This is a genomic window from Alicyclobacillus sacchari (genome assembly GCF_004366795.1).
GTDB classification, from domain to species: domain Bacteria; phylum Bacillota; class Bacilli; order Alicyclobacillales; family Alicyclobacillaceae; genus Alicyclobacillus; species Alicyclobacillus sacchari.
Map to the genome: position 1 here is coordinate 1 of NZ_SORF01000010.1, position 23,878 is coordinate 23,878.

The following is a 23,878-nucleotide window of genomic DNA, read 5'->3' on the forward strand; positions in this document are numbered from 1 at the left end:
GCCTGACAAGGCCTGCGGTTGACCCGGCAGACCCTGGCGAACTGGGTGGTGTTGGGGGCGACGCGGTGGCTTGATCTCATATACCACCTGTTGCACGAGGAACTCCTCCAGCGCCGGTACCTCCATGCGGACGAGACGACGTTGCAAGTGCTGCATGAGCCGGGGCGACCTGCCAAGGCGACATCGTACATGTGGCTGTACCGAAGCGGTCAGGATGGGCCGCCGATTGTGCTGTTCGACTATCAGGAGACCCGCTCGAAGGAGCACCCGAAGCGCTTTCTCGAAGGATTCAAGGGTTACCTGCACGTGGACGGGTACAGCGGTTACAACGAGATTCCGGATGTGAAGCTGGTTGGGTGCTGGGCACACACCAGACGCAAGTTTCATGAGGCGCACACCGCGCTGCCGGCAGAGGAGCGAAAGAAACCGACCGCTGTCAGGATAGGATTGGAATACTGCAATCGGTTGTTTAAGATTGAACGCGCCCTGAAGGACGCGACGCCAGAAGAACGCCACGCTGGGCGGCAGAGGTTAAGCCGGCCGGTGCTGGACGCGTTTTTGGCATGGCTTGAGGAACAGAGCGAACAGGTACTGCCCAAGAGCGCCTTTTGGCAGGCGGTTTCGTATTGCCTGAACCAGTGGTCCAAACTCACTACGTTCCTGGAGGACGGGCATCTGGAGCTGGACAACAATCGGAGCGAGCGCTCCATCAAGCGGTTTGTGATTGGCCGGAAGAACTTCCTGTTCGCAAACACACCACGAGGCGCGAGGGCCAGCGCCATCGCGTACAGCTTGGTGGAGACAGCCAAGGAGAACGGACTGGATCCATACTTGTACCTGGAATACCTGTTCGAACGGCTGCCCAACATCCAGACTGACGACCGGACGGCGATGGCTGACTTGCTGCCGTGGTCCAACCACTTGCCGGACGGTATCCGCAGACGGCCGAAAAGACCATAGAATGCACAGTTGCCCCGCCGGGGAACCGGCGGGGTTTATTGTCATGTACGACTTTGACGCAGCGACGGCGGGAATGCAAGATGGGCGGGATTTGACGCTCACCGAAAAGATAAAAACGATTGTCGATTCGACGGGGCGATATGACTATTTGCGGAGGCTAAACGAATCGAGCCACGAAGGCTAAACACAAGCAATGGCACCTGCGTTTTCGAATCGTGCCAATGGGGTGTGTCAAGCGTTCTGTGTAAACTCCATTTTGAAGAGATTACTTTCGTTCCTGTAGCGAGTACCAGGATGTCGTACCTATGTGAGGATGTCAAGGTACGTTTCCCAGCTTTGACAGCCGATGTTAGGCTGCCATCCTGGCCGGACGTGGCATGCCACACACCGTGGGCATGCCACCTAACGTCGTCACGGAAGGTAAGGCGTCACGCGATCTCCGAAGTAGATGGCCAATTGCCCCAGAATGGTGCCCCAGTTGGCCACCCGCATCGTCCATTTTCTCGTCACCTCCATCGTCGCCAGGTACAGCATCTTCAGCAAAGCTTCGTCGTTTGGAAACATGCTCTTCCCTTTCGTCGCTTTTCGCAGCTGCCGGTGGTAGCCTTCGATGATGTTCGTTGTATACATGATTCGCCGCATTTCCACAGGGTACCGATAGAACGTCGCGAGTTCCGTCCAGTTGTCTCGCCACGATTTCACACACAGGGGATAGCGCGCTCCCCATCCCCGTTCAAACTGGTCAAGCTCCATCAAGGCCGCCTCTTCCGTGGGTGCCTGATAGATGGGCTTGAGTGCTGCCGCGACCGCCTTGAAATCCTTATAGGACACATACCGCAGCGAATTTCGAATTTGGTGAACGATGCATTTTTGGACATCGGATTGCGGGAAACAGGCGGCGATGGCTTCGCTGAATCCCTTCAGGTTGTCAGTCGAAAAGACGAGCACATCCTGCACGCCGCGCGCCTTCAGGTCATTCAACACGCCTAGCCAGAACTTCGAGGACTCACTCTGCCCTATCCAGATGCCCAGCACATCTTTCTGACCCTCGATGTCGATGCCAATGACCATGTACGCCGCCTTGCTTACCAAGCGGCCTTCTTCGCGCACCTTGTAGTGAATGGCGTCGAGGAAGCGCGATATCGGTATCGCCGAGTCCGGACTGCACCGTCCGCTTGGCGCCGTGGCCATTTCGGGCGTTATCCGTGTCTTTGTGCTTCGCGTCGTATTTGGCATACCCCAGGTGCGTGTCCAATTCGGCTTCGAGCATCTCTTGGATGGTGCTCGCGAAAAGATCCTTGAGCATGCTTTGGACGTCGTGAATATCCTTCAACTTGCCATCTCGAATGAGTTGACGGATTTGCTCCTTGGATATAAGTTCCATGTCGATTCACTCCCCTTGTAGACTCCCACTCCTGGGCTCGGGGACTTTACACAGTTCATTTTACACTCTCCTTCAGAGCATGTGGTAAGAGCGACGCAACTCTTCTCCACGGCGTCTGTTTACGTGGTCACGTCCAAGCAGCCATCTGTTTGACGATGTGCGATAATGGTACTTGACCTGGTGACCAGTCAATTGCTAGTGATAAATGAGGGCGTTATTTGTGAATCCAGTAGAAATCGAAGCAGCAGTATCCGAATTGGCGGCCCAGCCTTTTGACAAGGAAGAGTTTCCTTTTGCCTTCTTGCGGGCGTTCGGGAACAAGGAAACGACAATTAGGCGCCTGCGTTCGGGCGAAACGAATAAGTCTGATATAGGCGGCGTATTACAGACGAACAATATCCATATTGCAGTAGCTCCAACTGGCGAAGTCACCAAGACTCTTGCGGCATTGAAAGAAAGCCCGGCAACGTCTAGAGCGAAGGCACGCTACATTCTCGCGACTGACGGTGAAGTCTTTGAGGCCGAGGATTTAGACTCCAGGGAAACCGTAGCCTGTGCCTATCAGGATTTCCCGGATCACTTTGGTTTCTTTCTCCCGCTTGCCGGAATTACGACTGTCAAGCAGGTGAGAGAAAGCTCTTTTGACATCCGGGCAACGGGCGGGTTGAACAAGCTTTATATCGAACTGTTGAAAGACAACCCGGAATGGGGAGCGGCCGAACGACGCCACGAGATGAACCACTTCATGGCGCGTTTAATCTTCTGCTTCTTTGCCGAGGACACCGGCATTTTCAGTGATACGCGCTTATTCACCAATACTGTCGAACAAATGAGCATGCGTAATGCCTCGAACACGCACGAAGTCATTGGTGAGATCTTCCATGCCATGAACACGAAGATTGAAGACCGCGCCAAGGCCAAGTTGCCGCGCTGGGCCGATGTATTCCCTTACGTGAACGGCGGACTCTTCTCGGGAAGTATAGATGTACCAAGGTTCAGTAAGATCTCGCGCTCGTACCTGCTACATATCGGTAATCTTGACTGGACTAAGATAAATCCCGACATCTTCGGCTCCATGATCCAGGCGGTAGCTGACGACGAGGAACGTGGTGCACTCGGCATGCACTACACGAGTGTGCCAAATATCCTGAAGGTACTCAATCCGTTGTTCTTAGATGATTTGCGAGCTCAGCTTGAAGCAGCGGGTGACAACCCTCGTAAGCTGCTCAACTTGCGCAAGCGTCTGTCGAGAATCCGGGTTTTTGATCCCGCCTGCGGCTCAGGCAACTTTCTGGTCATCGCTTACAAAGAAATGCGCGCGATTGAGGCCGAGATAAACCGACGACGAGGCGAAGCAGGACGTAAGAGCGAGATCCCATTGACTAATTTTTGCGGCATCGAGATACGAGACTTTTCGGCTGAAATTGCTCGCCTGGCCCTCGTCATTGCAGAGTTCCAGTGTGACGTTCTTTATCGTGGGAAGACGTTGGCTATATCGGAATTTTTGCCGCTCTCATCGGAAAACTGGATCACCTGCGGCAACGCCCTGCGATTGGACTGGCTTAGTATCTGCCCACCGACCGGAACAGGTGTGAAGCTCCACGCTGACGACCTATTCCACACGCCGCTTGAACAGACGCAGCTTGACTTCGAAAATGAGGGCGGTGAAACGTACATCTGCGGGAATCCACCGTTCACTGGTACGCGTAAGCAAACTGATGAACAAAAGAGCGATCTTCAAGCCGTCTTCTCGCGGTACACAACAAAGTGGAAAAACGTCGATTACGTGGGCGCGTGGCTAGTCAAAGCCGCTGAGTACAATACGCATTGTCGTGCGTCATTTGCGTTTGTTGCTACGAACAGTCTCTGCCAAGGACAGCAGGTCCCAATCACGTGGGCGGTGCTCCGAGATTTGGGATTCAGAATACGCTTTGCGTACACATCTTTCATTTGGTCGAACTTGGCAAAAAACCGTGCTGGAGTAACTGTCATAATCGTGGGATTGGATGCTGATGCAGCCGGTAATCGTTACTTGATAGATGGCGAGAACAAGCGTTTAGTTGAAAATATCAATCCCTATTTGACCGAGCACAAAATAGATATTGTGCCGTCGTCTCGTCGCCCGTTGTTTACAGGCATCTCGATGGACTACGGCGTATATTATTCCAAATCGGCGGGATTGATTTTGCACCCAGACGAAGCGCGCGAACTCGTACAGAGGGGATTTCCTGCCGGATTGTTGAAGCGTTTTCTCGGATCGACAGAATTCATTAATGGCGTGGAACGGTATTGCCTTTGGCTCGATGATGAAAGCCTATTAACTGCCAATCAATTCCCTGAAGTTCGACGCCGAATTGAGGCCGTTCGCAGAGATCGTCTCGAAACAACAGACGTGGCGGTCAATAAGTTGGCTACCAGGCCGCATCAGTTTCGTGAACGTAAAGGCGAGGAACAGAAAAAGATCCTCATACCAATCGTATCGTCTGAGAATCGGGAATATCTCCCTGTCGGTTTAGTAGATGGGAGCGTTATCCCCACAAATAAGACATTCTTCATTGGTGATGCACCGCTGTGGTGTTTGGCAATCTTGTCGTCGAAACTCCATCTAACATGGATCGCGGCCATCTGCGGCCGCTTGCGTTCTGACTATTCCTACTCGAACACGCTCGGCTGGAATACCTTTCCCGTTCCGACTTTAACCGAGAAGAACAAGGCGGACCTCAGTCGCTGCGCAGAGGACATCCTGCTGGCCCGTGAGGCGCATTTCCCGGCGACGATCGCCGATCTCTATGATCGTGAGAACATGCCTGCTGATCTACGCGAGGCGCATGAGCGTAACGATGAAGTATTAGAGCGTATCTATATCGGACGTCGTTTTCGTAACGATACCGAGCGGCTGGAAAAGCTGTTCGAGCTTTACACCAAAATGACGGCTACAACGAAATCGACTAAAAAAGGTAAGAGGAGGGCAGACGCATGACCAGCAGAAATAAATCAATCCCTTCCATTTCGGTGTCCTACGCCCGAAACGGCAGTTCGGCGAAAGTGAATTCGCTTGGCATGCGACCGATGCAAGAACGCGCGTATGAACGGCGCGGAGAGCAGTATCTGCTGATTAAATCGCCGCCGGCATCCGGCAAGAGTCGGGCGCTGATGTTCATCGCCCTTGACAAGCTCCACAACCAGGGGCTTAAGCAGGCAATCATAGTAGTGCCGGAAAAATCCATCGGAGCGAGCTTCAACGACGAGCCGCTGCGTCAATTTGGCTTTTGGGCCGACTGGCACGTTGAGCCTAAATGGAACCTCTGCAATGCGCCAGGCGCCGACAATGGTCGCAAAGTTAAATCGGTGAAGGCGTTCCTTGAAAGTGATGATAAGGTGTTGGTCTGTACCCACGCTACATTCCGATTTGCTGTTGATCAATTCGGCGTAGAGGCGTTTGACAATCGTCTTATTGCAGTGGACGAGTTTCATCACGTCTCTGCCAACCCCGATAACAAACTCGGGCTGCATCTTGGGCAGTTCATTGCGCAAGATCGGGTGCATATCGTGGCGATGACCGGCTCGTACTTCCGCGGCGATGCGGAAGCCGTGCTGGCCCCTCAGGATGAGGCAAAGTTCGATACCGTCACCTATACCTATTACGAGCAACTCAGTGGGTACGAGTATCTGAAACAGCTCGACATTGGTTATTACTTCTACTCCGGTTCATACACCGATGACATCCTGAAAGTGCTTGACCCGTCCGAGAAGACCATCATTCACATTCCAAACGTTAATTCGCGCGAGAGCACGAAACAGAAGATCAAGGAGGTCGAGCTCATTATCGAAGCCCTCGGGGAATGGCTAGGGACCGATCCGATGACCGGCTTCCAGTTCGTCAAGACGCCAGGTGGCCGAATTCTCCGGATTGCCGATCTCGTGGACGATGATCCGACGAAACGCGACCGGGTAGTGGCAGCACTGAAAGATCCAGCACAAAAGAACAACCGTGACCATGTAGACATCATCATCGCTCTTGGCATGGCGAAGGAAGGCTTCGACTGGATTTGGTGTGAGCACGCACTTACCGTTGGATATCGGTCGAGTCTAACCGAAATTGTACAAATCATTGGCCGCACGACTCGTGACGCGCCGGGCAAAACCCGCGCCCGATTCACGAACCTCATTGCAGAACTAGATGCGTCCCAAGAAGCCGTTACCGAGGCGGTGAACGACACTTTGAAGGCTATCGCCGCCAGTTTGCTGATGGAGCAGGTCCTTACACCGCGCTTCGAGTTCAAGCCGAAGAATCCAGACAACGGTCCTGAAGAAGGGTTCGACTATGGCGATGGCGGCTATGATCGAGAAAAATGCAATGTAGGCTTCAATCAGGAAACGGGTCAGTTCCAAATTGAAATCAAGGGCCTCTTGGCACCCAAAAGCGAGGAAGCGTCGCGCATCTGTCGGGAGGACCTTAACGAAGTGATTGCGACCTTCGTTCAGGACAAGACCACCATCGAGCGCGGCTTGTTTGACGAAGAACTGGTGCCGGAGGAGCTAACCCAGGTTCGAATGGGCACAATCATCAGGGAGAAGTATCCGAATCTCAACGAAGAGGATGTTGAAGCAGTACGCCAGCATGCCATCGCTGCACTCAACCTGACACAACAGGCCAAGAAAACTTTACCTGGCAACGATAGAGGCGGCAGCGAACCGGTGGCCAACACTGCCTTCATCGATGGGGTTCGTAAGTTCGTGATGGATGTGCGGGAACTGGACATCGATCTCATTGACCGCATCAACCCATTTAGTGAGGCATATGCCATCCTTGCCAGGACGATGAGCGAGGACAGCCTGAAACAGGTTGCGGCTGTGATTGCGGCTAAACGTGTAAGTATTCCCTACGAGGAGGCAAGAGCGCTGGCTGTACGGGCTCTACAATTCAAGAAGGAACGCGGGCGACTACCGGACATCAATGCGCAAGATCCATGGGAGAAGCGCATGGCCGAGGGTGTCGCAGCCTTACAGCGCTATCGTTCGCAGAAGAAGGCGGCGGAAGTCAGTGGAGGAGATATGAATGCCTGAGCTATCTGATGATGAATTACTTGAGGCACTTGGTGTGGAAGATGAGATTGCGAAAACAAGTACTCACTCGCCACGTGAAGAGCGCATTATCGCGGGGTTCGAGGAAATCCAGCGATTTGTTGAGCGGTATGGCCATGTTCCGCAACATGGAGAAAACAATGATATCTTCGAGCGGCTTTACGCTGTGCGACTCGACCGTCTGCGTGCGTTGGAGGAATGTCGGACCCTGCTTGCGCCGCTCGATTACCAAGGTCTTCTGAGTGCACCCGAGATTGCGCCAGTCGACCAAGTGGAATCGATGGATGACGATGAACTGCTCGCCCAACTTGGCGCAACTGGCTCTTCGGGCATTACAGAACTTCGTCATGTCCGCCCCCGATCCGAAGTGCGGGCGTCCGAGGAAATCGCCAAGCGCGAGAAGTGCGAGGACTTCGATGGCTTCCGACCCATGTTTGAGCAGGTTGAGCGCGAAATCAAATCTGGCCTGCGACAAACGCGTCCATTTGGTAAGGATGCAAGCGTCAACATCGGTAACTTCTTTATTTTGCGTGGCCAACTTGTTTACGTGGCTGAGAAGGGGGGTGAATTTCCAGCTCCGAATGGCGATACTGATGCTCGGCTTAGAGTCATATACTCTAACGGTACCGAAAGTAACATCCTGCTCCGGTCTTTACAGCGTGCACTATACAAAGACGAGGCCGGACGCCGCGTGACCGAGCCGGTTCGCGGTCCGTTGTTTAGCGAAACCTGGGACGAAGGCGATATCGAAAGTGGCACTATCTATGTCCTGCGCAGCCTGTCCAATCACCCGTTCGTGGCGCAGCACCGCGAACTTATTCATAAGATTGGCGTTACGGGCGGCAAGGTTGAAACCCGCATTGCCAATGCTTCGCACGATGCTACCTATCTGCTGGCAGATGTCGAAGTCGTCGCGACCTACAAACTTGCAGGCATCAACCGCACGAAGCTGGAGGGTATATTGCACCGCATCTTTGCATCGGCTCAGCTTGATCTTACTATCCATGACCGCTTCGGCAACCCGGTACGACCGAAGGAGTGGTTTCTCGTACCGCTACGCGTCATTGACGAAGCGGTGAGCCGAATTCGGGATGGCTCGATTACTAATGTGGTCTATGATCCTAAGACGGCCAGTTTGGTAGGTGGTCACCAGTAAAGGGTGGGATGTTCACTAGAGACACAGATTCCGCGCCTCGTTCTTCAGCGTCTGTGATTTTCTAGGTCGGGTTGATCGCGAAGTTGCAGAGTAATCATGTTGCGCCTGGACGATTTCCGGTTGATCGAACCCGTATCACAATTCCTGGTGGAAGCGTAAGCGTCAAACCCCGCACACCTTGCGTTCGGTTCGTCTTGGTGGCAAGGTGTGAAGAGTTGGACGCTCACGTCGCTCCGGTCAGTGCAGACCCAATCGCACTGCGAAGCCCTTCATGGGCATCGCTGATCGCCAACTGCACGCCACGCAGCCCACGTGCGACCAGACTGCGGATAAATGTGAGCCAGAACGAGCCATCTTCGCTGGTGCCGATGTCAAACCCCAATACTTCGCGCTCACCGGTGTCCCGCACCCCAATCGCAATGACAAACGCCATACTTTGGACCCGTCCGCCCTCTCGCACCTTCGGGAACGTAGCATCAAACCACAGGTACGGATATGTCCCCTCCAATGGGCGGTTCTTGAAGTCCTGGACTACGTTGTCGAGCTCTTTACAGATTCGAGAGACTTCGCTCTTGCTGAGCCCCTGAATGCCCATAGACTCGACCAGTTCATCCACCTTACGGGTGCTCACGCCATGGACATACGCTTCTTGAACTACGGACAGAAGAGCCTTCTCAGCCTTGCGTCGAGGCTCCAGGATACTGGGGAAGTAGCTCCCCTTACGCAGCTTCGGAATCTGCAATTCCATCGTTCCAACACGAGTATCCCATTCCCGGCTTCGGTGCCCATTGCGGCTGTTGCTACGCTTCTCACTACGCTCATACCGATCAGCACCAATCAGAGAGCTCACCTCCGCCTCGATCACCGCCTGGGTGAGGACTCTCAACCCCTCCTTCAGGAAATCCACATCCCCATCATCCAATCCGATCTTGCGAATTAACTCCAAAAGTGCGATCTTGTCTGTAGAAGCCATCGATGTGCCTCCTCTACTATTTGCTCGTCACTTTTAGTAGATGGCACTCGATGGCTTTTTCGTCAAGATCCAGCCGTGTAATTTACACCACTACTTGAGACTCTAACTACTGGACTCAACTCCTATTTCAGCCTAACACCAAACTGAGTGGATTTAGATAGGCTGGTTGCAGCTGAAAAAATGTAAGGAGTCTAACTGTTTGGACTTTTTGTGCCGATTACATACCCCTAACTACGTTGTATAGTAACAGCACGGAAAGAATCGTGATCCCCGCAAGGATGAACCAGCCCCAGATATTATACGTTATTCCATTCGCATACTTGCCCATGATCCGTCGATCCCTTACGAGAAGCAGTAGAAAAAGTAGTGCAGGAATAATGAGTATCGCCGACACAAACTGTGCGATAACTGCCATTAGATTCAGCGGTAGGGAAGGAATTAGAACGGTGAGTGCCGCGATCGTCACGCTCCCAAAATACATCCCATAAAATTTCGGTGCTTTGTGAACCTTATCATTCAGGCTGTTTGCCCAACCAAGAGTTGTGGCAAACGTCCAAGAAGTAGACATGGAAATTGTAAAAGCGGCGAGAAATCCAGCATTGAACAGCCCGAAAGCGAATAAATCCGCACCTACAATTCCGATATGTTGTGCGTAGGCATGAATGACTTGCAACGGGCCTGATAAAGAGTCAACCACGTTACTCGATGGTGTGTATAGCGCTGCGCCGCAGATAATCAAAATTGCCGCGATCAAAACTTGGCTCACGCTTCCTGTTACGGTATCCAGGCGGCCAAAACGCAGGTCCTTTGCGGTCATCCCTTTGTCTAAAACTGCACCACCTTGAAAGAAGATCATCCACGGTGCAAAGGCGTTACCAATAGTTGCTATGATGTACCAAAGGAATAGTGTGTGTGTTTCGGAGGGAATTGACCAGTGACTAAAGGCATTCCCGATTCGTGCGATGCTTGGGTGAGTCATAATGGACACAACTATAAAAACAACATTGAACGTACCGAGCAGGAGCGCGAGACGTTCTTTTGTCCAGTAGCTTCCAAATATAGCGATCGAAATCACGATAACAAGGCTTAGAAGATCACTTGCTACAAATGGAATACCGAGAATGGAAAGTCCTGCGCTCATGCCGATGAACTCAGTAATCAAAGAGAGGATGTTGTTTAGAAAGAGCGTACCAAGCGAAAATTTTGCCCAGAACGTGCCGAAACGTTCCGAAATCATAGTTGTAAAACTGCGTTGAGTCACTACACAGAGTCGCATCACCATTTCTTGCACGGTGTATGTGAGTGGGGCGAGAAGCAACACGAATGGGATAAAAAATCCGATGCTGAATTGGGCACCCGTAATTACATAGCTTAGAACGCCTCCTGCGTCGTTGTCACCGATCATGGCCAGCAATCCGGGGCCAAGGAATATCCAAAACACATTTATCAATTGAAAACGTGATTTCTGTCTCTTTGTTGGGGCGTCAATCTTCTCTTGAACATCCATCCTGATGACAACTCCTCAGCAGTTGACGGCATATCATATACAAAGACAATACGATGTGTGTTGATGAAGTGTTGAGAAATGACCAACACCAAAACATTACAGGGGTGTCTAATGAGATGGAGCAGAAAGGGCCGAACCAGCTTGAGGATACAGTCAAGTCTCTGTTAAAACAGCGGTCCATGTCACTACGCACACTTAGCAAACGAACGGACATAGACGTTGCGTCGATTTCAAGGATGCTTTCGGGCAAACAAAAAGCCAACCCAGACTACTTACAGAGGATCGCAGTTGAATTGGATGTACCTGCCGATGAATTATTTCGTGCTGCGGGATTTGACGTAGGCAGAACGAAGTCACAGGACTCTTTAGATTTTGTTCGTGAGTTGCTTAATGGACAAGAGTTTTCAAAACAGGCCATCGAAATGGAGTTGGCCAAGTACGAGGACTATGCGCGAACCGATGAAGGTGCGAACCTGATTGTCGAGAAATTCCTCGAGAAACGCCAGCAAGTTTCGGGGACTGGTGCATTCATTGAGCAGCTAGACAAGATGTATAACGGATTTTTAGATAGTAACTCTGATGAAGAGCGATGTATTTTGGGGAGTGGCCTGCTGTATTTTGTTCTGTCTACAGATATGATCCCTGACTATATATTCCCGATTGGTTATATTGACGATGCTTTGGCGATCCAAATAACGTGGAATCGTTTTTTGCTGATCCATCGAACGACAAATGAATAATTGCATCCGGTTAGTCTGGCTAACAGAAAGGTTTATATTTACAAAATTATTTGGCATAACCTACAGTATATAAGCGTCTTACAGGCGATTTGACATTCACTCACTGTGCCAATTCTCCATGACATATCAATTGTCTGGACAGGACGGGGTTCAATACGCCCGCACTCCGCTTGTCGAAAGTTGTAGGTGCGAACAAACAACATAGACAAGATGAAGAGGTGCGGGTCTTGGAGAGACTCTCAAAACTATGATGCGACGCGAGATCCGCGGGCACAAAGACTGGGAATTCACCGACAGCCTGTTTCCTGATATCTGGGTCAGATGCAGTAGGTGCGTCTTCTGGGCCGAGAGATGGATTACACAGCATCCCGCCGTGCCCGTCCTAGACTAATTGATTCTTATCTGGAGTACATACAACGGCGGTTGGAGGCTTATCCGGAGCTGACGGCAAAGAGATTGTTCAGGGAAATCCGGGACATGGGATTCAGTGGGTCAAAACGGATGGTCCTCGATACGTTGCTCCGCTTAAGGCAAGGGTTCCGGACCGTGTCCATAAGCCATACGAGACGACCAAAAATGCCCACATTCATCGTCTGAGGGTGTGTATACTCAAATTCCATCAAGTGCCCGTCGGTTCACCAGCTTGTGACGATTATTTTGGGTAAGGCACCTTGACGAAACTGGGTAATCGAGCACGATTAAAAACAAGCTGTCTGCGGTGAACACCGCGGGTGAAGGCTTTGCTCCTTCGTTCCTTATCATCGACCGGCGAATTGCCTCTTGATGAAGCGACGACGGGATATATTTGATTTGCCGAGGCAAAACCGTCAATGGCGGTGCGTCGAAACTCGGCACATTCTACACGTAGGGGCAATTTACACACAAATTCGGACTTGACCCATTTTTGCACCCTTGCCCCCATCATATCAAGATATTATAATATGTGTAAAGGAGATGAGCCATTGTGCAAAACAATGAACAGGAGCGGCACACAGGTACTGGCATGTGGGGCTTATTGGGACTCGTTGCTCTTCCCGTGCTCTGTTGTGGGCTGCAAACTTTGATTGGAGTTCTCGGTGTCACGACAGCGGGTGCGGTTTTGGCGTCAGACCGCTATTGGATTGTGGGCGGCCTTGTCATCTTGATCGGTATCGTGATGTTTATTGTATCACGCCGTCGCAAAAAGTCCGGGACAGATTCATGTTGTGCGATATCTCCCAGCGACCTGTCGTCCAAGGAGAAAGCCTGAAGGAGCTGAATGACGTGCGAGAACTCAATACAGCATCTCTTGACAGCGTGACGCAGACGGAGATTTATGCAAAGTTTTTTCACGGATTGTCGAACCCAACACGTTTTAAAATCGTGGAGGCCTTGCTCGATCAAGAGATGAACGTCAGTCAACTCGTAGATGCAATTGGAGCTTCTCAAAGCCAGGTGTCAAATCAACTCGCTTGTCTGAAGTGGTGTGGTTACGTGACATCGAGGCAGGAGGGCAAATACATTCTGTATCGCATTTCGGATGAACGTGTTCGTACGATCCTTCAACTGGCCAAGGAAATTGTCGCCGATAACGCAGAACATATCCGGTGTTGCACCAGGATGTAAACACGTGTGAGAATTGGAGGGCTAAGCATGAACAGGATTTGGCTTGGCGGTGCCCTGGTGGTCGTGCTTGGCGCTGTTGTTTTGGGATTCACCCGGTTTGAACATGCGACAGCGGCACCAACGGCAACTGGACCGCAGTCGGCGACTGCACAGCGGACAAGCCAACAAATCTCTGCGACTGCTACCGGGTTGAGCGAGCTTCGTTTTACGGATGTCTCCGGAAAAAAGATTTCCGTCAATCCTAATGAGAAGACAGTGCTTCATTTCATGACCTCGTCTTGTTCAGACTGTTTGCCAACAGAGGCGACATTGGCCAAGTTTCAAAACATGCCAGGCGTTCAACTGATTTCGGTTGACGTGGAGCCTCAAGCCGACAATGCCGGCACGATTGCGCAGTTTGCGCAGGTGGCGGGCAGCCACTGGCCTTATGTATTGGAGACGAATTCGTCTCTTCTCCAAAAGTTCCACGTGACGGAACTGGATACGGTGGTCGTGCTTTATCACAACAAGGTTATCTACGAAGGGGTTGTGCCATCAGAAGCCCAACTCAAGAAGGTGCTTGCATGAACGCTGAACTTGCAGTCGTTCTGGGTGCGGGCATGATGGCGGCTTTCAACCCATGTGGTGTCGCCATGTTGCCCTCCTATATTGTACACCTGATTGCCGGACGTGAGCGGCGTGTCTGGGACGGGGTGTGGGCAGGTCTACTCATGACTGCCGGTTTTCTGATTGTATTCCTGCTGGCTGGCGTCGTCGCGGTGACGTTTGCGACAGTATTCGGCAAAGCAGTGGCGTGGATTGCAGAGGCCGTCGGCGTAGTGTTCGTTGTTCTGGGGATACTGATGTTGTTTGGTAAACGTGGGGTTACATTCCATATCGGGGGTGACTGGAACTTACAACGAGGCAGCCAGTGGTCCGTGTTTCTATACGGCATCGCCTATGCACTCGGTTCACTTGGCTGTACGCTACCGCTCTTCTCTGTTCTCGTGTTGTCGTCTTTTCACAGTCAGGGATTTGCAAGTGGGATGTCCGACTTTGTGCTCTATGCGCTTGGCATGGGCTTGGTGGTGACCGTCATTTCCCTGGCGTCCACGATCTCGCAGCAACTGGTCGGAAAGTGGGTTCGGTCTGGGGCTCGATGGATGGGGCGGTTCAGTGCGCTCATTACACTCGCGACCGGTGTGTATCTCGTCGTCTACTGGCTGCCGTACGTGCGTCTATATGCGGGGTTTTGACGGAGGTGCTTTTGTGACGAATTCAAGCGGCAAGAAACAAATCCGGCTTGTCGTGAACGGTATGACTTGTCATGACTGCGAACGGCACGTATCCCATGCACTTCAACTTGTGGGTGCTAAAAATATATCTGTAAGTTTTCGGGAGAATGAAGTCATCTTTGAATTGGCTGATCTGAATCGTTTGGATGATGCACAACGGGCGATTGCCGATTTGGGCTATCAACCAGGGGATGCTACCATCCTCAGTGGTTGCCAGCCGGGAAAGGTCATCGAATTGGACGGGAACTACGATTTTGATTTCCTCATCATCGGATCCGGCGGCGCAGCGTTTTCTGCTGCAATTGAAGCATCGTCCTATGGTGCGAAAATCGCCATGGTGGAGCGAGGCACAGTCGGTGGGACTTGTGTGAACATTGGTTGCGTCCCGTCAAAGAACATGCTTCGGGCGGGAGAAATCAATCATCTGGCAGCGAGCAATCCGTTTCTCGGGTTAAACACAAGCGCTGGTCCGGTGGACATGAAGACCCTCATTGACCGAAAGAATGAACTGGTCGGCGAGCTACGCCAACACAAGTACGTGGATTTGATTGACGAATACGGCTTTGAACTGATTCAAGGGGAAGCGTATTTCGTGAATGAATCGACTGTCGAAGTGAATGCTCGGAAAATCACGGCCCGAGGCTTCCTGATTGCGACCGGCGCTTCCCCGTTCGTGCCGGACATCCCTGGCCTCGCCGATGTCGATTACCTAGACAGCACAACCGCTCTTCAGCTTGGGGAAGTCCCGAAGCGCCTTATCGTGATTGGCGCCGGATTTATCGGATTGGAAATGGGGAGCCTGTTTCGGAACCTGGGCTCGGAGGTCACCCTGTTGCAACGTGGATCCCGCATTTTGCCCAAGGCCGAACCGGAAGTCGCTGCTGCTGTGAAACAAGCCTTGACCGAGAAGGGGATTCGAGTCATCACGGATGCCGCCGTCAAACATGTCGAGCAGGACGGGAATCTTAAACGGGTGTTCATCACACTAAACGGCAAGGAACAGGTCGTAGAGGCCGAAGCATTGCTTGTTGCCACAGGCCGGAAACCGAACACGGAGTCGTTGAACCTGGGCGCGGCGGGCGTGAAGGTCGGTCATCGTGGCGAAGTCCTGGTGAATGAATACCTGCGCACTAGCAATCACCGGATCTATGCCGCAGGGGACGTGACGATGGGCCCGCAGTTTGTGTACGTGGCCGCTCACGAGGGAGCCATTGCGGCGCAGAATGCGGTTGTCGGCGCCGACAAGCAAGTGGACCTAAACGCAGTGCCTGGCGTGACGTTCACGAATCCTGCGATTGCAACGGTTGGCTTGACGGAAGAACAGGCGAGATCCGCCGGGTATGACGTATTGACTTCCGTGCTGCCGCTTGACACCGTACCACGGGCTTTGGTGAATCGGGAGACGACCGGGGTGTTCAAGCTCGTGGCGGATGCCAAGACACGCAGAATCATCGGTGTCCACGTGGTGGCGGAGAATGCCGGGGATGTTATCTACTCGGGCGTGATCGCCGTGAAGTTTGGGTTGACCATTGAGGATGTGAGGTCGACGCTTGCCCCATACCTGACCATGGCAGAGGGATTGAAACTGGCGGCCCTGACGTTTGATAAGGATGTGGCGAAGTTGTCGTGTTGTGCGGGCTAGCCCGTGGCATCACGATACGTATATCTTCATCCAAATTTTGATGCACGTTACCAGGATGAAGCATTGCCGGGGTCGCCTGTATCCATTTTACGTTTAACCGCTTACCCAACCGGGCCCGCAGTGGTGTCCCCACAGGGCTTGCCCAAATCATAACGAGGGCTGGCCCTAGCAAAACATCTCCAGCCCACAGATTTTTCCTCCATCATTCCAATCGAGGAAATAAACGTAACCGTCAGAGATGAAGCAACCGTCAACCGAGTAAGAATGCTCCAGATCACCAGCATGATTGGCACGAGCAGGAATGTTCCGGCCGCTCCAACGATGCCTGAGAGAAGAATCCCACGCCATCGACCAACCCCGACGCCGGTGTACACAATGAGGTAATCGTGCAGTTGATTTCCTTTCCGAAAGGCCCAAACGCGCGATGCTGTAGCAAATCAAACCTGAATTGCATTGATTCGGAAACTTGGTATGCGGGAAATACAGTAACACCCAATCAAGGCGCAGCGTATAGCAGCAAAAAGCGGCGTTCAAAAAGATACGATGTTGCCCCAGGGCTCTTGACATAACATCGTACCGCTGCTCTCGATGAATTGGACAGTTTCGACGACGTGAAGCAGAGAAAATCGTTCTCTACCTGTTCTCGGGCATTTCTTTGCCGTAGAATGAATATAACAATTCAGAACAGTATTTCACCATGCAGAACCAGAGTCTTCCCCAGAGGGGGCATTTGGAGGCGATCCCATCGTGCCGCTTCAGTCGAAGCCACACCCTGCGGATACGGCGGAACATTTGGCCAACGTGATCGGCCTTCATCATGTTCGCATCGTACCCGCCTGTACACTGCACATGCACGAGTCTTCGCAGGATGTTTGTCTCGCCGAGCCATCCAGTGAAGAGGAGGTGCTCGCCGTTCTCGCTTACGCGCGCGATCACGGCCTGAGCTTGCTTCCTTGCGGTGCTGGTCGTTTACTCGCCTATGGCCCGCCGGCAGAGGCACCTGACATTTGGCTGTCCCTGCGGCGTATGAACCGGGTGGTCAGCTTGTCCCAGGGTGATCTCATCGTCTCGGTGGAACCCGGTCTGACCATGTCGGAACTGACATCTACGCTCACTTCAGCGGGTCTCATGCTGCCCTACGATCCGCCCGCGCCTGCGGATGCGACGCTTGGCGGCCTGCTGAGCGCGGGGGTAAGCGGGCCGCGGCGCGCACTGTACGGATCGTTGCGCGACATGGCCATTTCTCTGCGCGTCGCGTTGCTCGATGGCCGCGTCATTCGTACGGGTGCAAAGGTCGTCAAGAACGTCGCCGGCTACGACATGACGAAGTTGTTCATCGGCGCTTGGGGCACGCTTGGCGTGATCACCGAAATCACCTTAAAGCTGCGGCCGTTGCCTATGCACCGTGAGACTGTGTTGGCTGCAGGGACGCTTGATGCACTTGGCTCATTTCGCGAACGGATCGTACAATCGGCGCTGCAGCCGAGCCGCTTGGAAGTTGTCTGGCAAGGGGAGACCGACAAGACGCAGGACTGGGTGCTCGCCGTGGACTGCGATGAGCATGAGCGATCCGCCAAGGCGCAAACGCAGATTCTCGAATCGATGGCTCATGATTTAGGGCTTACGGTGGAGACGCTGGAACAGCATGCCGCTGATACGTGGTGGGCAGACCATGCCGGGGCCATTTCGGATCGCATGGTTTGTATCCGCTTACAAGGGCCGCCGACTAAGCTTTTTTCAGCTTTGGCGCCGGTGCTCGATACGATTGCTGCACTTGCCGAGGAGCCGCGCAACATCAGCGCAACCGCCGGCGGCATCACGGGTGTTGCCAGGATTGCGTTCGATCCCGCTCGCGCCTTGCTGGACGATCCCGCCTGCTGGCAGAAGCTACGAGATGTCATTGCCGCTTCCGCACTCGAAATGACTGTGGAGCGTGCGCCCACCGCCATTCGCGCACAGTGCACCACATCGCCGTTTGTGCCTGGGGCCGCCGCTGTCATGCAGCGGTTAAAGCAAACGTTCGACCCGGAGCATCTCTTATCTCCAGGTCGTTTTCTGGGAGGGATGTGAGATGGTGAAGGATTCGTCTTCCATGGCACCACGTTTGACCGATTTTTGTTTTCCGGACGCACCGGAGGAAGACAAGTACTCGGTCTGCGTACATTGCGGGTTTTGCCTCGAAGTCTGCCCTACTTATCAGGCGTGGGGCGACGAAAATCACTCCCCGCGCGGGCGCGTGTTTCTAATTAAGTCTTGTGCAGAAGGGGAGCTGCCGCTGGACGAAAGCGTGATCGATCCCGTCTTTACCTGTCTCGACTGTCGTGCCTGCGAGACGGTTTGTCCATCCGGAGTCCAGGTGGGAGCCCTTGTCGAAGAAGCGCGGGGACAAGTCTTTCACGCACGCCGCGAGCGCGGGGATACCAACGCCTTGATGCGACTTTTTTTGCGCGGCGTCTTCCCACGTCCGGGGCGCCTGAAGGCCATTCGGCGACTCATGCGATTCTATCAGAAATCCGGCCTGCAAACGCTCGCGCGATCCACTGGAGTCATGCGTGTTCTGCCGCCACAAGTGCGTGAGATGGAAGACGTGATTCCGGAGATTGACGCCGGTCCCGCTATAGACGTGTTGCCGCCCGTGATGGCGCCGAAAGGTGAGCGCAAGGCCACGGCCGCACTGTTTACCGGTTGTGTAATGGACGTGTTTTTCTCCGACGTTAACAAGGCTACTGCGCGCGTCATGGTACGCAACGGTGTGGAAGTGCAGGTACCTCGTGATCAGATTTGTTGCGGGGCGTTGCAGGTGCATGCGGGCGATCGAGATATGGCCCGCGAAATGGCGAGGAAAAACATCGAAGTGTTCGAGCAGGCGGGTGCGGACTACATTGCCATCAACGCGGCTGGTTGCGGCGCAGCCCTGAAGGAATATCCAGAGTTGTTTCACGACGATCCCGCTTGGCACGAACGGGCGGTCCAATTCTCTGCGCGCGTGCGCGATATTTCACAACTGCTTGTCGAGGTCGGGTTCGATCCGCCAAAAGCCGAACTTCCCATGTCCATCACCTACCACGATGCCTGCCACTTGTGCCACGCGCAGAAGATCCGCCGGGAGCCAAGATCCATCCTCACGTCCGTTCCGGGCGTGGACCTTCGCGAGATGCCAGACTCGGATCGTTGTTGCGGTAGCGCCGGCATTTACAATCTCACACATCCAGTCATGGCCGGTGAGTTGCTCGAGCGCAAGATGGACGACGTGCCTCAAGGGGTCGACGCCATTGTCATGGGAAATCCGGGCTGCATGATGCAGATTCGCCTCGGTGTGAAGAAACGCAATCAACAGCTTCGCGTCATGCACACCGTCGAGGTGCTCGATCTCGCTTATCAAAGGGAGGAGACGCCATGAGAGATGCGCATATCGACGCGCTGGTGAACATCGTGGGTGAGCGCCGCTGTCTTTGGAATCCCAATCAGGTACGAGCTTACGCTTGTGATGGGTACACGGCGGAGTCGGCAATACCCCGTGCTGTGGTGTTTCCCGAGTCGACAGACGAGGTGGCACAAATCTGCCGCTATCTATACGAGCATAGCATTCCCTACCTTCCGCGTGGCGCCGGTACCGGTCTTTCGGGTGGGGCCACGCCGACGGGCGGCGAGGTGGTATTGAGTCTTGCGCGGATGAACCGACTGCTTGCCGTCGATTTTGATCATCTGCGGGCCATAGTCCAGCCGGGGCTCGTGAACCTCACGCTGACCCGGCGGGTTGCCCATGAAGATTGTTATTACGCCCCGGATCCCTCGAGCCAGTCTGTCTGTACGATTGGCGGCAACTTCGCGGAGAATGCAGGGGGCAGTCACTGTCTCAAATATGGGGTCACGACGAACCATATTGTTGCGGCGAAGGTCGTGCTGCCAGATGGCAGCGTGATCGACGTCGGAGCGCCATTTGGCGATGCACCGGGCTACGATCTGTTGGGGCTGCTTGTGGGCTCAGAAGGTACGCTTGGGATCGCGACGGAGATCACGGTGCGCATTCTGAAGAAACCCCAGGCTCTGCGAACGGCACTTGCATATTTCGATCGGGTCGCAGACGCGTCGGATACGGTGACGGATATTATTGTTGAGGGTATCATCCCCGCGGCCATCGAGATGATGGACCAGCTCGCCATGCAAGCGGTCGATAAAAGCAACTATCACGTCGGGTACCCGCATGACATCGAAGCGGTTTTGCTGATCGAGGTGGACGGTCTGGCTGCGGGGGTGGATGAGGTCATGGCGCGCGTGGTGGAATTGTGCCGCAAGCACAACGTCCGCGAGGTGAAGGTGGCACAATCGGACGCAGAGCGGGCGTTGTGGTGGTCCAGCCGGAAGATGGCTTTTGGCGCCATGGGGCGCTTGTCTCCGGATTATATCGTGCAGGACGGCGTGATTCCGCGTACTCGTTTGACCGAGGTGTTGCAGAAGATCGAAGCGATCAGCCAACGGCACGGCCTTCGGATTGCGAACGTGTTCCATGCGGGCGATGGCAATCTGCATCCGCTCGTTCTATACGACAGCCGCGTACCAGGCGAAGCGGAGCGCGCGGTGCAGGCCGGATCCGAGGTGTTGCGCGCATGCGTGGACGCGGGAGGCAGTATCACGGGTGAGCACGGCGTGGGGATTGAGAAAATTGGCGAGATGGCCTACATGTTCTCAGCGGACGAACTTCAAGTGCAGCGCGCTGTGAAGGCCTGTTTTGACGCCAAAGGCATCGTCAATGCAGGCAAGTTAATCCCATTGCCTGGACGCTGCGTCGAGGTCAAACACGCTCGCGACATCATCGAGGATCACTGGCAGATTCTCAATTCATTTCCGGATCAAGCAGAGGTGCAGGTGCGCGGTGCGCGGGCGCACGGGGCTGGCGCGGAGCATACTACGAGTGTACAAGGATGAGGTGAACCGATTGGAGGACTATACAGTCAAATCGGTCGACAAAGCGCTTCTTTTGCTCGAGATGGTAAGCGAGCATCCCGACGGAATTGCGATCTCAGAACTGGCGCAGGAGGTGGGCATGTACAAGAGCACAGTGCACCGTCTGCTCGGCACGATGATGCGGCGGGGCTATATCGAGCAGGATCCCGTGAGCGGGCGCTATAAGTTGGGCTATACCGTGCTCGATCTCGGCATGAAGCTGCTGTCCTCCATCGATATGCGCCGGGAGGCGATGCCAGCACTGCAAGAGCTGGCCTTTGCGACAAACGAAGTTGTGCATTTGGCTCTGCTGGATCGAGGCTCGGTCGTCTACGTCGAAAAGGTGGAGAGTGCAAACACCGTTCGCATGCATTCCCGCGTGGGGACGCGCGTGCCAGTGCATGCGACGGGCCTGGGCAAAGCCATTCTCGCCTTTTTGCCCAAGCGCGAAGTGCAGGACATCGTTCGCCGCTATGGATTGCCCAGACTTACAGCGCATACTGTCACGGATGTCAACCAGTTTTTCGAGTCGCTCGACGAGACGAGATCGACCGGATTCGCGTTTGACATCGAGGAGCATCAGGAAGGTGTGTGTTGCGTCGCGGCCCCCATTTTTGCCCATGATGGGTACGTGGTTGCGGCGGTCAGCGTGTCGGGCCCGGGCTTACGCATGACGCACGAGCGGATGATGGAACTTGTTCCCCTGGTGAAGCGTGCAGGGCAGAGGATTTCGGAGCGCCTCGGTTACAAGAGCGCATTCATCGCGCCTTGAGGGTCTCCGAAGATCGGGAAGAGGGTAATGTAGACATCACAGCGGATATTGCAAAAGAACCCCGCCGTGGAGGCGGGGTTTCGTATGGCGTTGGTCATGCGTTTTCACGTTGGGCCATAGGGTTCATGCCGTGCGGTTTCTCTCGATCACGCCAGATGCGCGTACCCGGGCAACGTCAGGAAGTCGGCAAAATCGTCCGCCGTAGACGTTTCATCGAGCAATTGTGCGGCGAGCGGGAACTTGCTTTCGGCGTACGCTTCGGGGCCTAGTTCATCTTGCAATGTCGCCAGTTCCTCTGCGAGAATCTGGTGGAACAGTTCAGGCGTCACCTTGCGCCCGTCGTCGAGTACGCCTTTCGGGTGATGGATCCACTGCCAAATTTGTGCCCGCGAAATTTCGGCAGTGGCCGCGTCTTCCATGAGGTTGAAGATAGGCACCGCACCCGATCCCCGCAGCCACGCTTCGATGTACCGGAGCGCAACTGCCACATTCGTGCGCAGGCCTCCCTCCGTGATGGTGCCCTCCGGAACCGCGACGAGATCAGCAGCGGAGACGTCGACATCTTCACGCAGGCGATGCACCTGATTGGGCGTCGGCATGAGGCGATTGAAGACCTCCATCGCGATCGGCACCAGACCCGGGTGCGCCACCCAGGTGCCATCGTGTCCGTCCTGAGCTTCGCGCTCCTTGTCAGCGCGCACCTTGGCGAGAGCCTCTTCGTTTGCCTGAGGATCGTTCTTGATGGGAATCTGCGCGGCCATGCCGCCCATCGCAAATGCCTTGCGCCGGTGGCACGTGCGGATTGTGAGGAGGGTATAGGCGCGCATGAACGGAACCGTCATCGTCACCTGCGCTCGATCCGGCAAAATGACTTCGGGATGCTTGCGGAACTTCTTGATATAGCTGAAGATGTAGTCCCAACGGCCGCAGTTCAGGCCGGCAGCGTGATCTCGCAGTTCGTACAAAATCTCGTCCATCTCGAATGTCGCGAGGATGGTCTCGATGAGCACTGTCGCCTTGATACTCCCTTGTGGAATGCCGAGCGTGTCCTGTGCATAGACGAACACGTCGTTCCAGAGCCGAGCCTCCAGGTGACTCTCCATTTTTGGCAGGTAGAAGTAGGGGCCGGAGCCGCGTGCCAAGAGCTCTTTGGCGTTGTGGTAGAAGTAGAGTCCAAAGTCGACGAGGCCTCCCGTAGCCTCGCGCCCATCGACCAGAATGTGCTTTTCGGGCAGATGCCAACCGCGTGGGCGCACAATCAGCGTCGCAATCTCGTCGTTCAACTTGTAGTGCTTGCCTTCGGGACTCGTGAAGCTGATGGTACGACGAATGGCGTCGCGCATGTTGATCTGACCCTGCACGACGTTTTCCCACGAGGGAGCGCAAGCATCTTCGAAGTCGGCCATAAAGCATTTGGCACCTGAATTCAGGGCGTTGATTACCATTTTGCGATCCGAACTCGGCCCGGTGATTTCGACGCGGCGATCCTGCAAATCTGCCGGAATCGGTCCTACGGTCCATTCACTCTCGCGAATGTCTTTCGTCTCAGGCAGGAAGTCCGGCCATTCACCCGTAAACAGCCGCTCCTCGCGTTGCTTACGCAACTGCAGCAGCTCATTCCGGCGCGGACCAAAGCGGCGTTCCAGTTCCGCGACAAATCGAAGTGCGTCCGCCGTTAAAATGTCGGCAAACTCTGGCCTGTATGCACCCGTGATCTGCACACCCTGTGGGCAATCGTACGATCCCGTCATCCCTATCTCTCCTCCCTCATATCCCTGGATACGCTTTCATGATAGCACGTTGTTGTGTAATAAGAAATAATGTTCTGAATTACGG

Annotated in this window: 16 protein-coding genes and 3 pseudogenes; 15 read left to right on the forward strand and 4 right to left on the reverse strand. The window is 54.1% G+C overall.

The features are described from left to right. Positions 1–6: 6 nt before the first annotated feature. A pseudogene (gene tnpC, locus C7445_RS10360) lies at positions 7–960 on the forward strand (IS66 family transposase); the annotation flags it as partial. A gap of 43 nt (positions 961–1,003) precedes the next feature. Further along, positions 1,004–1,144, forward strand: coding sequence for a hypothetical protein (locus C7445_RS14645; protein WP_166669097.1), 141 nt, complete (start codon positions 1,004–1,006; stop codon positions 1,142–1,144). Between the two features lie 227 nt (positions 1,145–1,371). Here C7445_RS14645 and C7445_RS10365 read toward each other — a convergent pair. Then, a pseudogene (locus C7445_RS10365) lies at positions 1,372–2,344 on the reverse strand (IS256 family transposase). 220 nt (positions 2,345–2,564) lie between these two features. On the opposite strand from C7445_RS10365, the gene C7445_RS10370 reads away from it, so the two are divergent. The 3 genes from C7445_RS10370 to C7445_RS10380 are packed head-to-tail and all read left to right on the forward strand — an operon-like array spanning position 2,565 to position 8,585. Then, on the forward strand, positions 2,565–5,324 hold the full coding sequence (locus C7445_RS10370) for a class I SAM-dependent DNA methyltransferase (RefSeq protein ID WP_134160072.1): 2,760 nt from the start codon (positions 2,565–2,567) through the stop codon (positions 5,322–5,324). Further along, positions 5,321–7,411: a DEAD/DEAH box helicase gene (locus C7445_RS10375; protein WP_134160074.1), complete on the forward strand. Its 2,091-nt coding sequence runs from the start codon at positions 5,321–5,323 to the stop codon at positions 7,409–7,411. Before C7445_RS10370 ends, C7445_RS10375 begins: the two co-directional genes overlap by 4 nt. Continuing rightward, positions 7,404–8,585 (forward strand): GIY-YIG nuclease family protein, encoded by a 1,182-nt coding sequence (locus C7445_RS10380; RefSeq protein ID WP_134160076.1) that lies wholly within the window; start codon positions 7,404–7,406, stop codon positions 8,583–8,585. Before C7445_RS10375 ends, C7445_RS10380 begins: the two co-directional genes overlap by 8 nt. Positions 8,586–8,814: 229 nt before the next feature. Here C7445_RS10380 and C7445_RS10385 read toward each other — a convergent pair. After that, positions 8,815–9,558, reverse strand: a pseudogene (locus tag C7445_RS10385) (IS256 family transposase); the annotation flags it as partial. Positions 9,559–9,775: 217 nt separating this feature from the next. After that, entirely contained in the window at positions 9,776–11,065 is a 1,290-nt protein-coding gene (locus C7445_RS10390; protein WP_134160078.1) for an NRAMP family divalent metal transporter, read from the reverse strand. A gap of 116 nt (positions 11,066–11,181) precedes the next feature. Here C7445_RS10390 and C7445_RS10395 point away from each other — a divergent pair, with 116 nt between their 5' ends. The 10 genes from C7445_RS10395 (at position 11,182) to C7445_RS10440 (ending at position 22,042) form a co-directional block, all read left to right on the forward strand. Beyond that, positions 11,182–11,805 carry a DUF1232 domain-containing protein gene (locus tag C7445_RS10395; RefSeq protein ID WP_134160080.1) on the forward strand — a complete coding sequence of 208 codons (624 nt, stop codon included), beginning with the start codon at positions 11,182–11,184 and terminating at the stop codon, positions 11,803–11,805. A gap of 964 nt (positions 11,806–12,769) precedes the next feature. After that, positions 12,770–13,054, forward strand: coding sequence for a hypothetical protein (locus C7445_RS10400; protein WP_134160082.1), 285 nt, complete (start codon positions 12,770–12,772; stop codon positions 13,052–13,054). 14 nt (positions 13,055–13,068) lie between these two features. After that, positions 13,069–13,410, forward strand: coding sequence for an ArsR/SmtB family transcription factor (locus C7445_RS10405; RefSeq protein ID WP_243835127.1), 342 nt, complete (start codon positions 13,069–13,071; stop codon positions 13,408–13,410). Positions 13,411–13,437: 27 nt separating this feature from the next. Continuing rightward, positions 13,438–13,977: a TlpA family protein disulfide reductase gene (locus tag C7445_RS10410; protein WP_134160085.1), complete on the forward strand. Its 540-nt coding sequence runs from the start codon at positions 13,438–13,440 to the stop codon at positions 13,975–13,977. Beyond that, positions 13,974–14,645 (forward strand): cytochrome c biogenesis CcdA family protein, encoded by a 672-nt coding sequence (locus tag C7445_RS10415; RefSeq protein ID WP_134160087.1) that lies wholly within the window; start codon positions 13,974–13,976, stop codon positions 14,643–14,645. Before C7445_RS10410 ends, C7445_RS10415 begins: the two co-directional genes overlap by 4 nt. Before the next feature lie 61 nt (positions 14,646–14,706). Further along, complete coding sequence (gene merA / locus C7445_RS10420) at positions 14,707–16,326, forward strand: mercury(II) reductase (RefSeq protein ID WP_243835135.1); 1,620 nt, start codon at positions 14,707–14,709, stop codon at positions 16,324–16,326. A gap of 747 nt (positions 16,327–17,073) precedes the next feature. Continuing rightward, a complete protein-coding gene (locus tag C7445_RS10425; protein ID WP_134160091.1) occupies positions 17,074–18,396 on the forward strand; it encodes an FAD-binding oxidoreductase in 1,323 nt (440 codons plus the stop codon). Between the two features lies 1 nt (position 18,397). Then, positions 18,398–19,726: a (Fe-S)-binding protein gene (locus C7445_RS10430; protein WP_134160093.1), complete on the forward strand. Its 1,329-nt coding sequence runs from the start codon at positions 18,398–18,400 to the stop codon at positions 19,724–19,726. Then, entirely contained in the window at positions 19,723–21,252 is a 1,530-nt protein-coding gene (locus tag C7445_RS10435) for an FAD-linked oxidase C-terminal domain-containing protein (RefSeq protein ID WP_134160095.1), read from the forward strand. The genes C7445_RS10430 and C7445_RS10435 overlap by 4 nt, the downstream gene beginning before the upstream one ends. A gap of 10 nt (positions 21,253–21,262) precedes the next feature. After that, complete coding sequence (locus tag C7445_RS10440; protein ID WP_134160097.1) at positions 21,263–22,042, forward strand: IclR family transcriptional regulator; 780 nt, start codon at positions 21,263–21,265, stop codon at positions 22,040–22,042. A gap of 146 nt (positions 22,043–22,188) precedes the next feature. Here C7445_RS10440 and aceB read toward each other — a convergent pair whose 3' ends face one another. Beyond that, on the reverse strand, positions 22,189–23,793 hold the full coding sequence (gene aceB, locus C7445_RS10445; RefSeq protein WP_134160099.1) for a malate synthase A: 1,605 nt from the start codon (positions 23,791–23,793) through the stop codon (positions 22,189–22,191). Positions 23,794–23,878 lie beyond the last annotated feature (85 nt).

Coding starts and splice junctions, on each gene's coding strand:
- C7445_RS10380 (WP_134160076.1), top strand. CDS start 7,404: ATGCCTGAGCTATCTGATGATGAATTACTTGAGGCACTTGGTGTGGAA.
- C7445_RS10430 (WP_134160093.1), top strand. CDS start 18,398: ATGGTGAAGGATTCGTCTTCCATGGCACCACGTTTGACCGATTTTTGT.
- C7445_RS10435 (WP_134160095.1), top strand. CDS start 19,723: ATGAGAGATGCGCATATCGACGCGCTGGTGAACATCGTGGGTGAGCGC.
- C7445_RS10395 (WP_134160080.1), top strand. CDS start 11,182: ATGGAGCAGAAAGGGCCGAACCAGCTTGAGGATACAGTCAAGTCTCTG.
- C7445_RS10410 (WP_134160085.1), top strand. CDS start 13,438: ATGAACAGGATTTGGCTTGGCGGTGCCCTGGTGGTCGTGCTTGGCGCT.
- merA (WP_243835135.1), top strand. CDS start 14,707: ATGACTTGTCATGACTGCGAACGGCACGTATCCCATGCACTTCAACTT.
- C7445_RS10415 (WP_134160087.1), top strand. CDS start 13,974: ATGAACGCTGAACTTGCAGTCGTTCTGGGTGCGGGCATGATGGCGGCT.
- C7445_RS14645 (WP_166669097.1), top strand. CDS start 1,004: ATGTACGACTTTGACGCAGCGACGGCGGGAATGCAAGATGGGCGGGAT.
- C7445_RS10375 (WP_134160074.1), top strand. CDS start 5,321: ATGACCAGCAGAAATAAATCAATCCCTTCCATTTCGGTGTCCTACGCC.
- aceB (WP_134160099.1), bottom strand. CDS start 23,793: ATGACGGGATCGTACGATTGCCCACAGGGTGTGCAGATCACGGGTGCA.
- C7445_RS10390 (WP_134160078.1), bottom strand. CDS start 11,065: ATGGATGTTCAAGAGAAGATTGACGCCCCAACAAAGAGACAGAAATCA.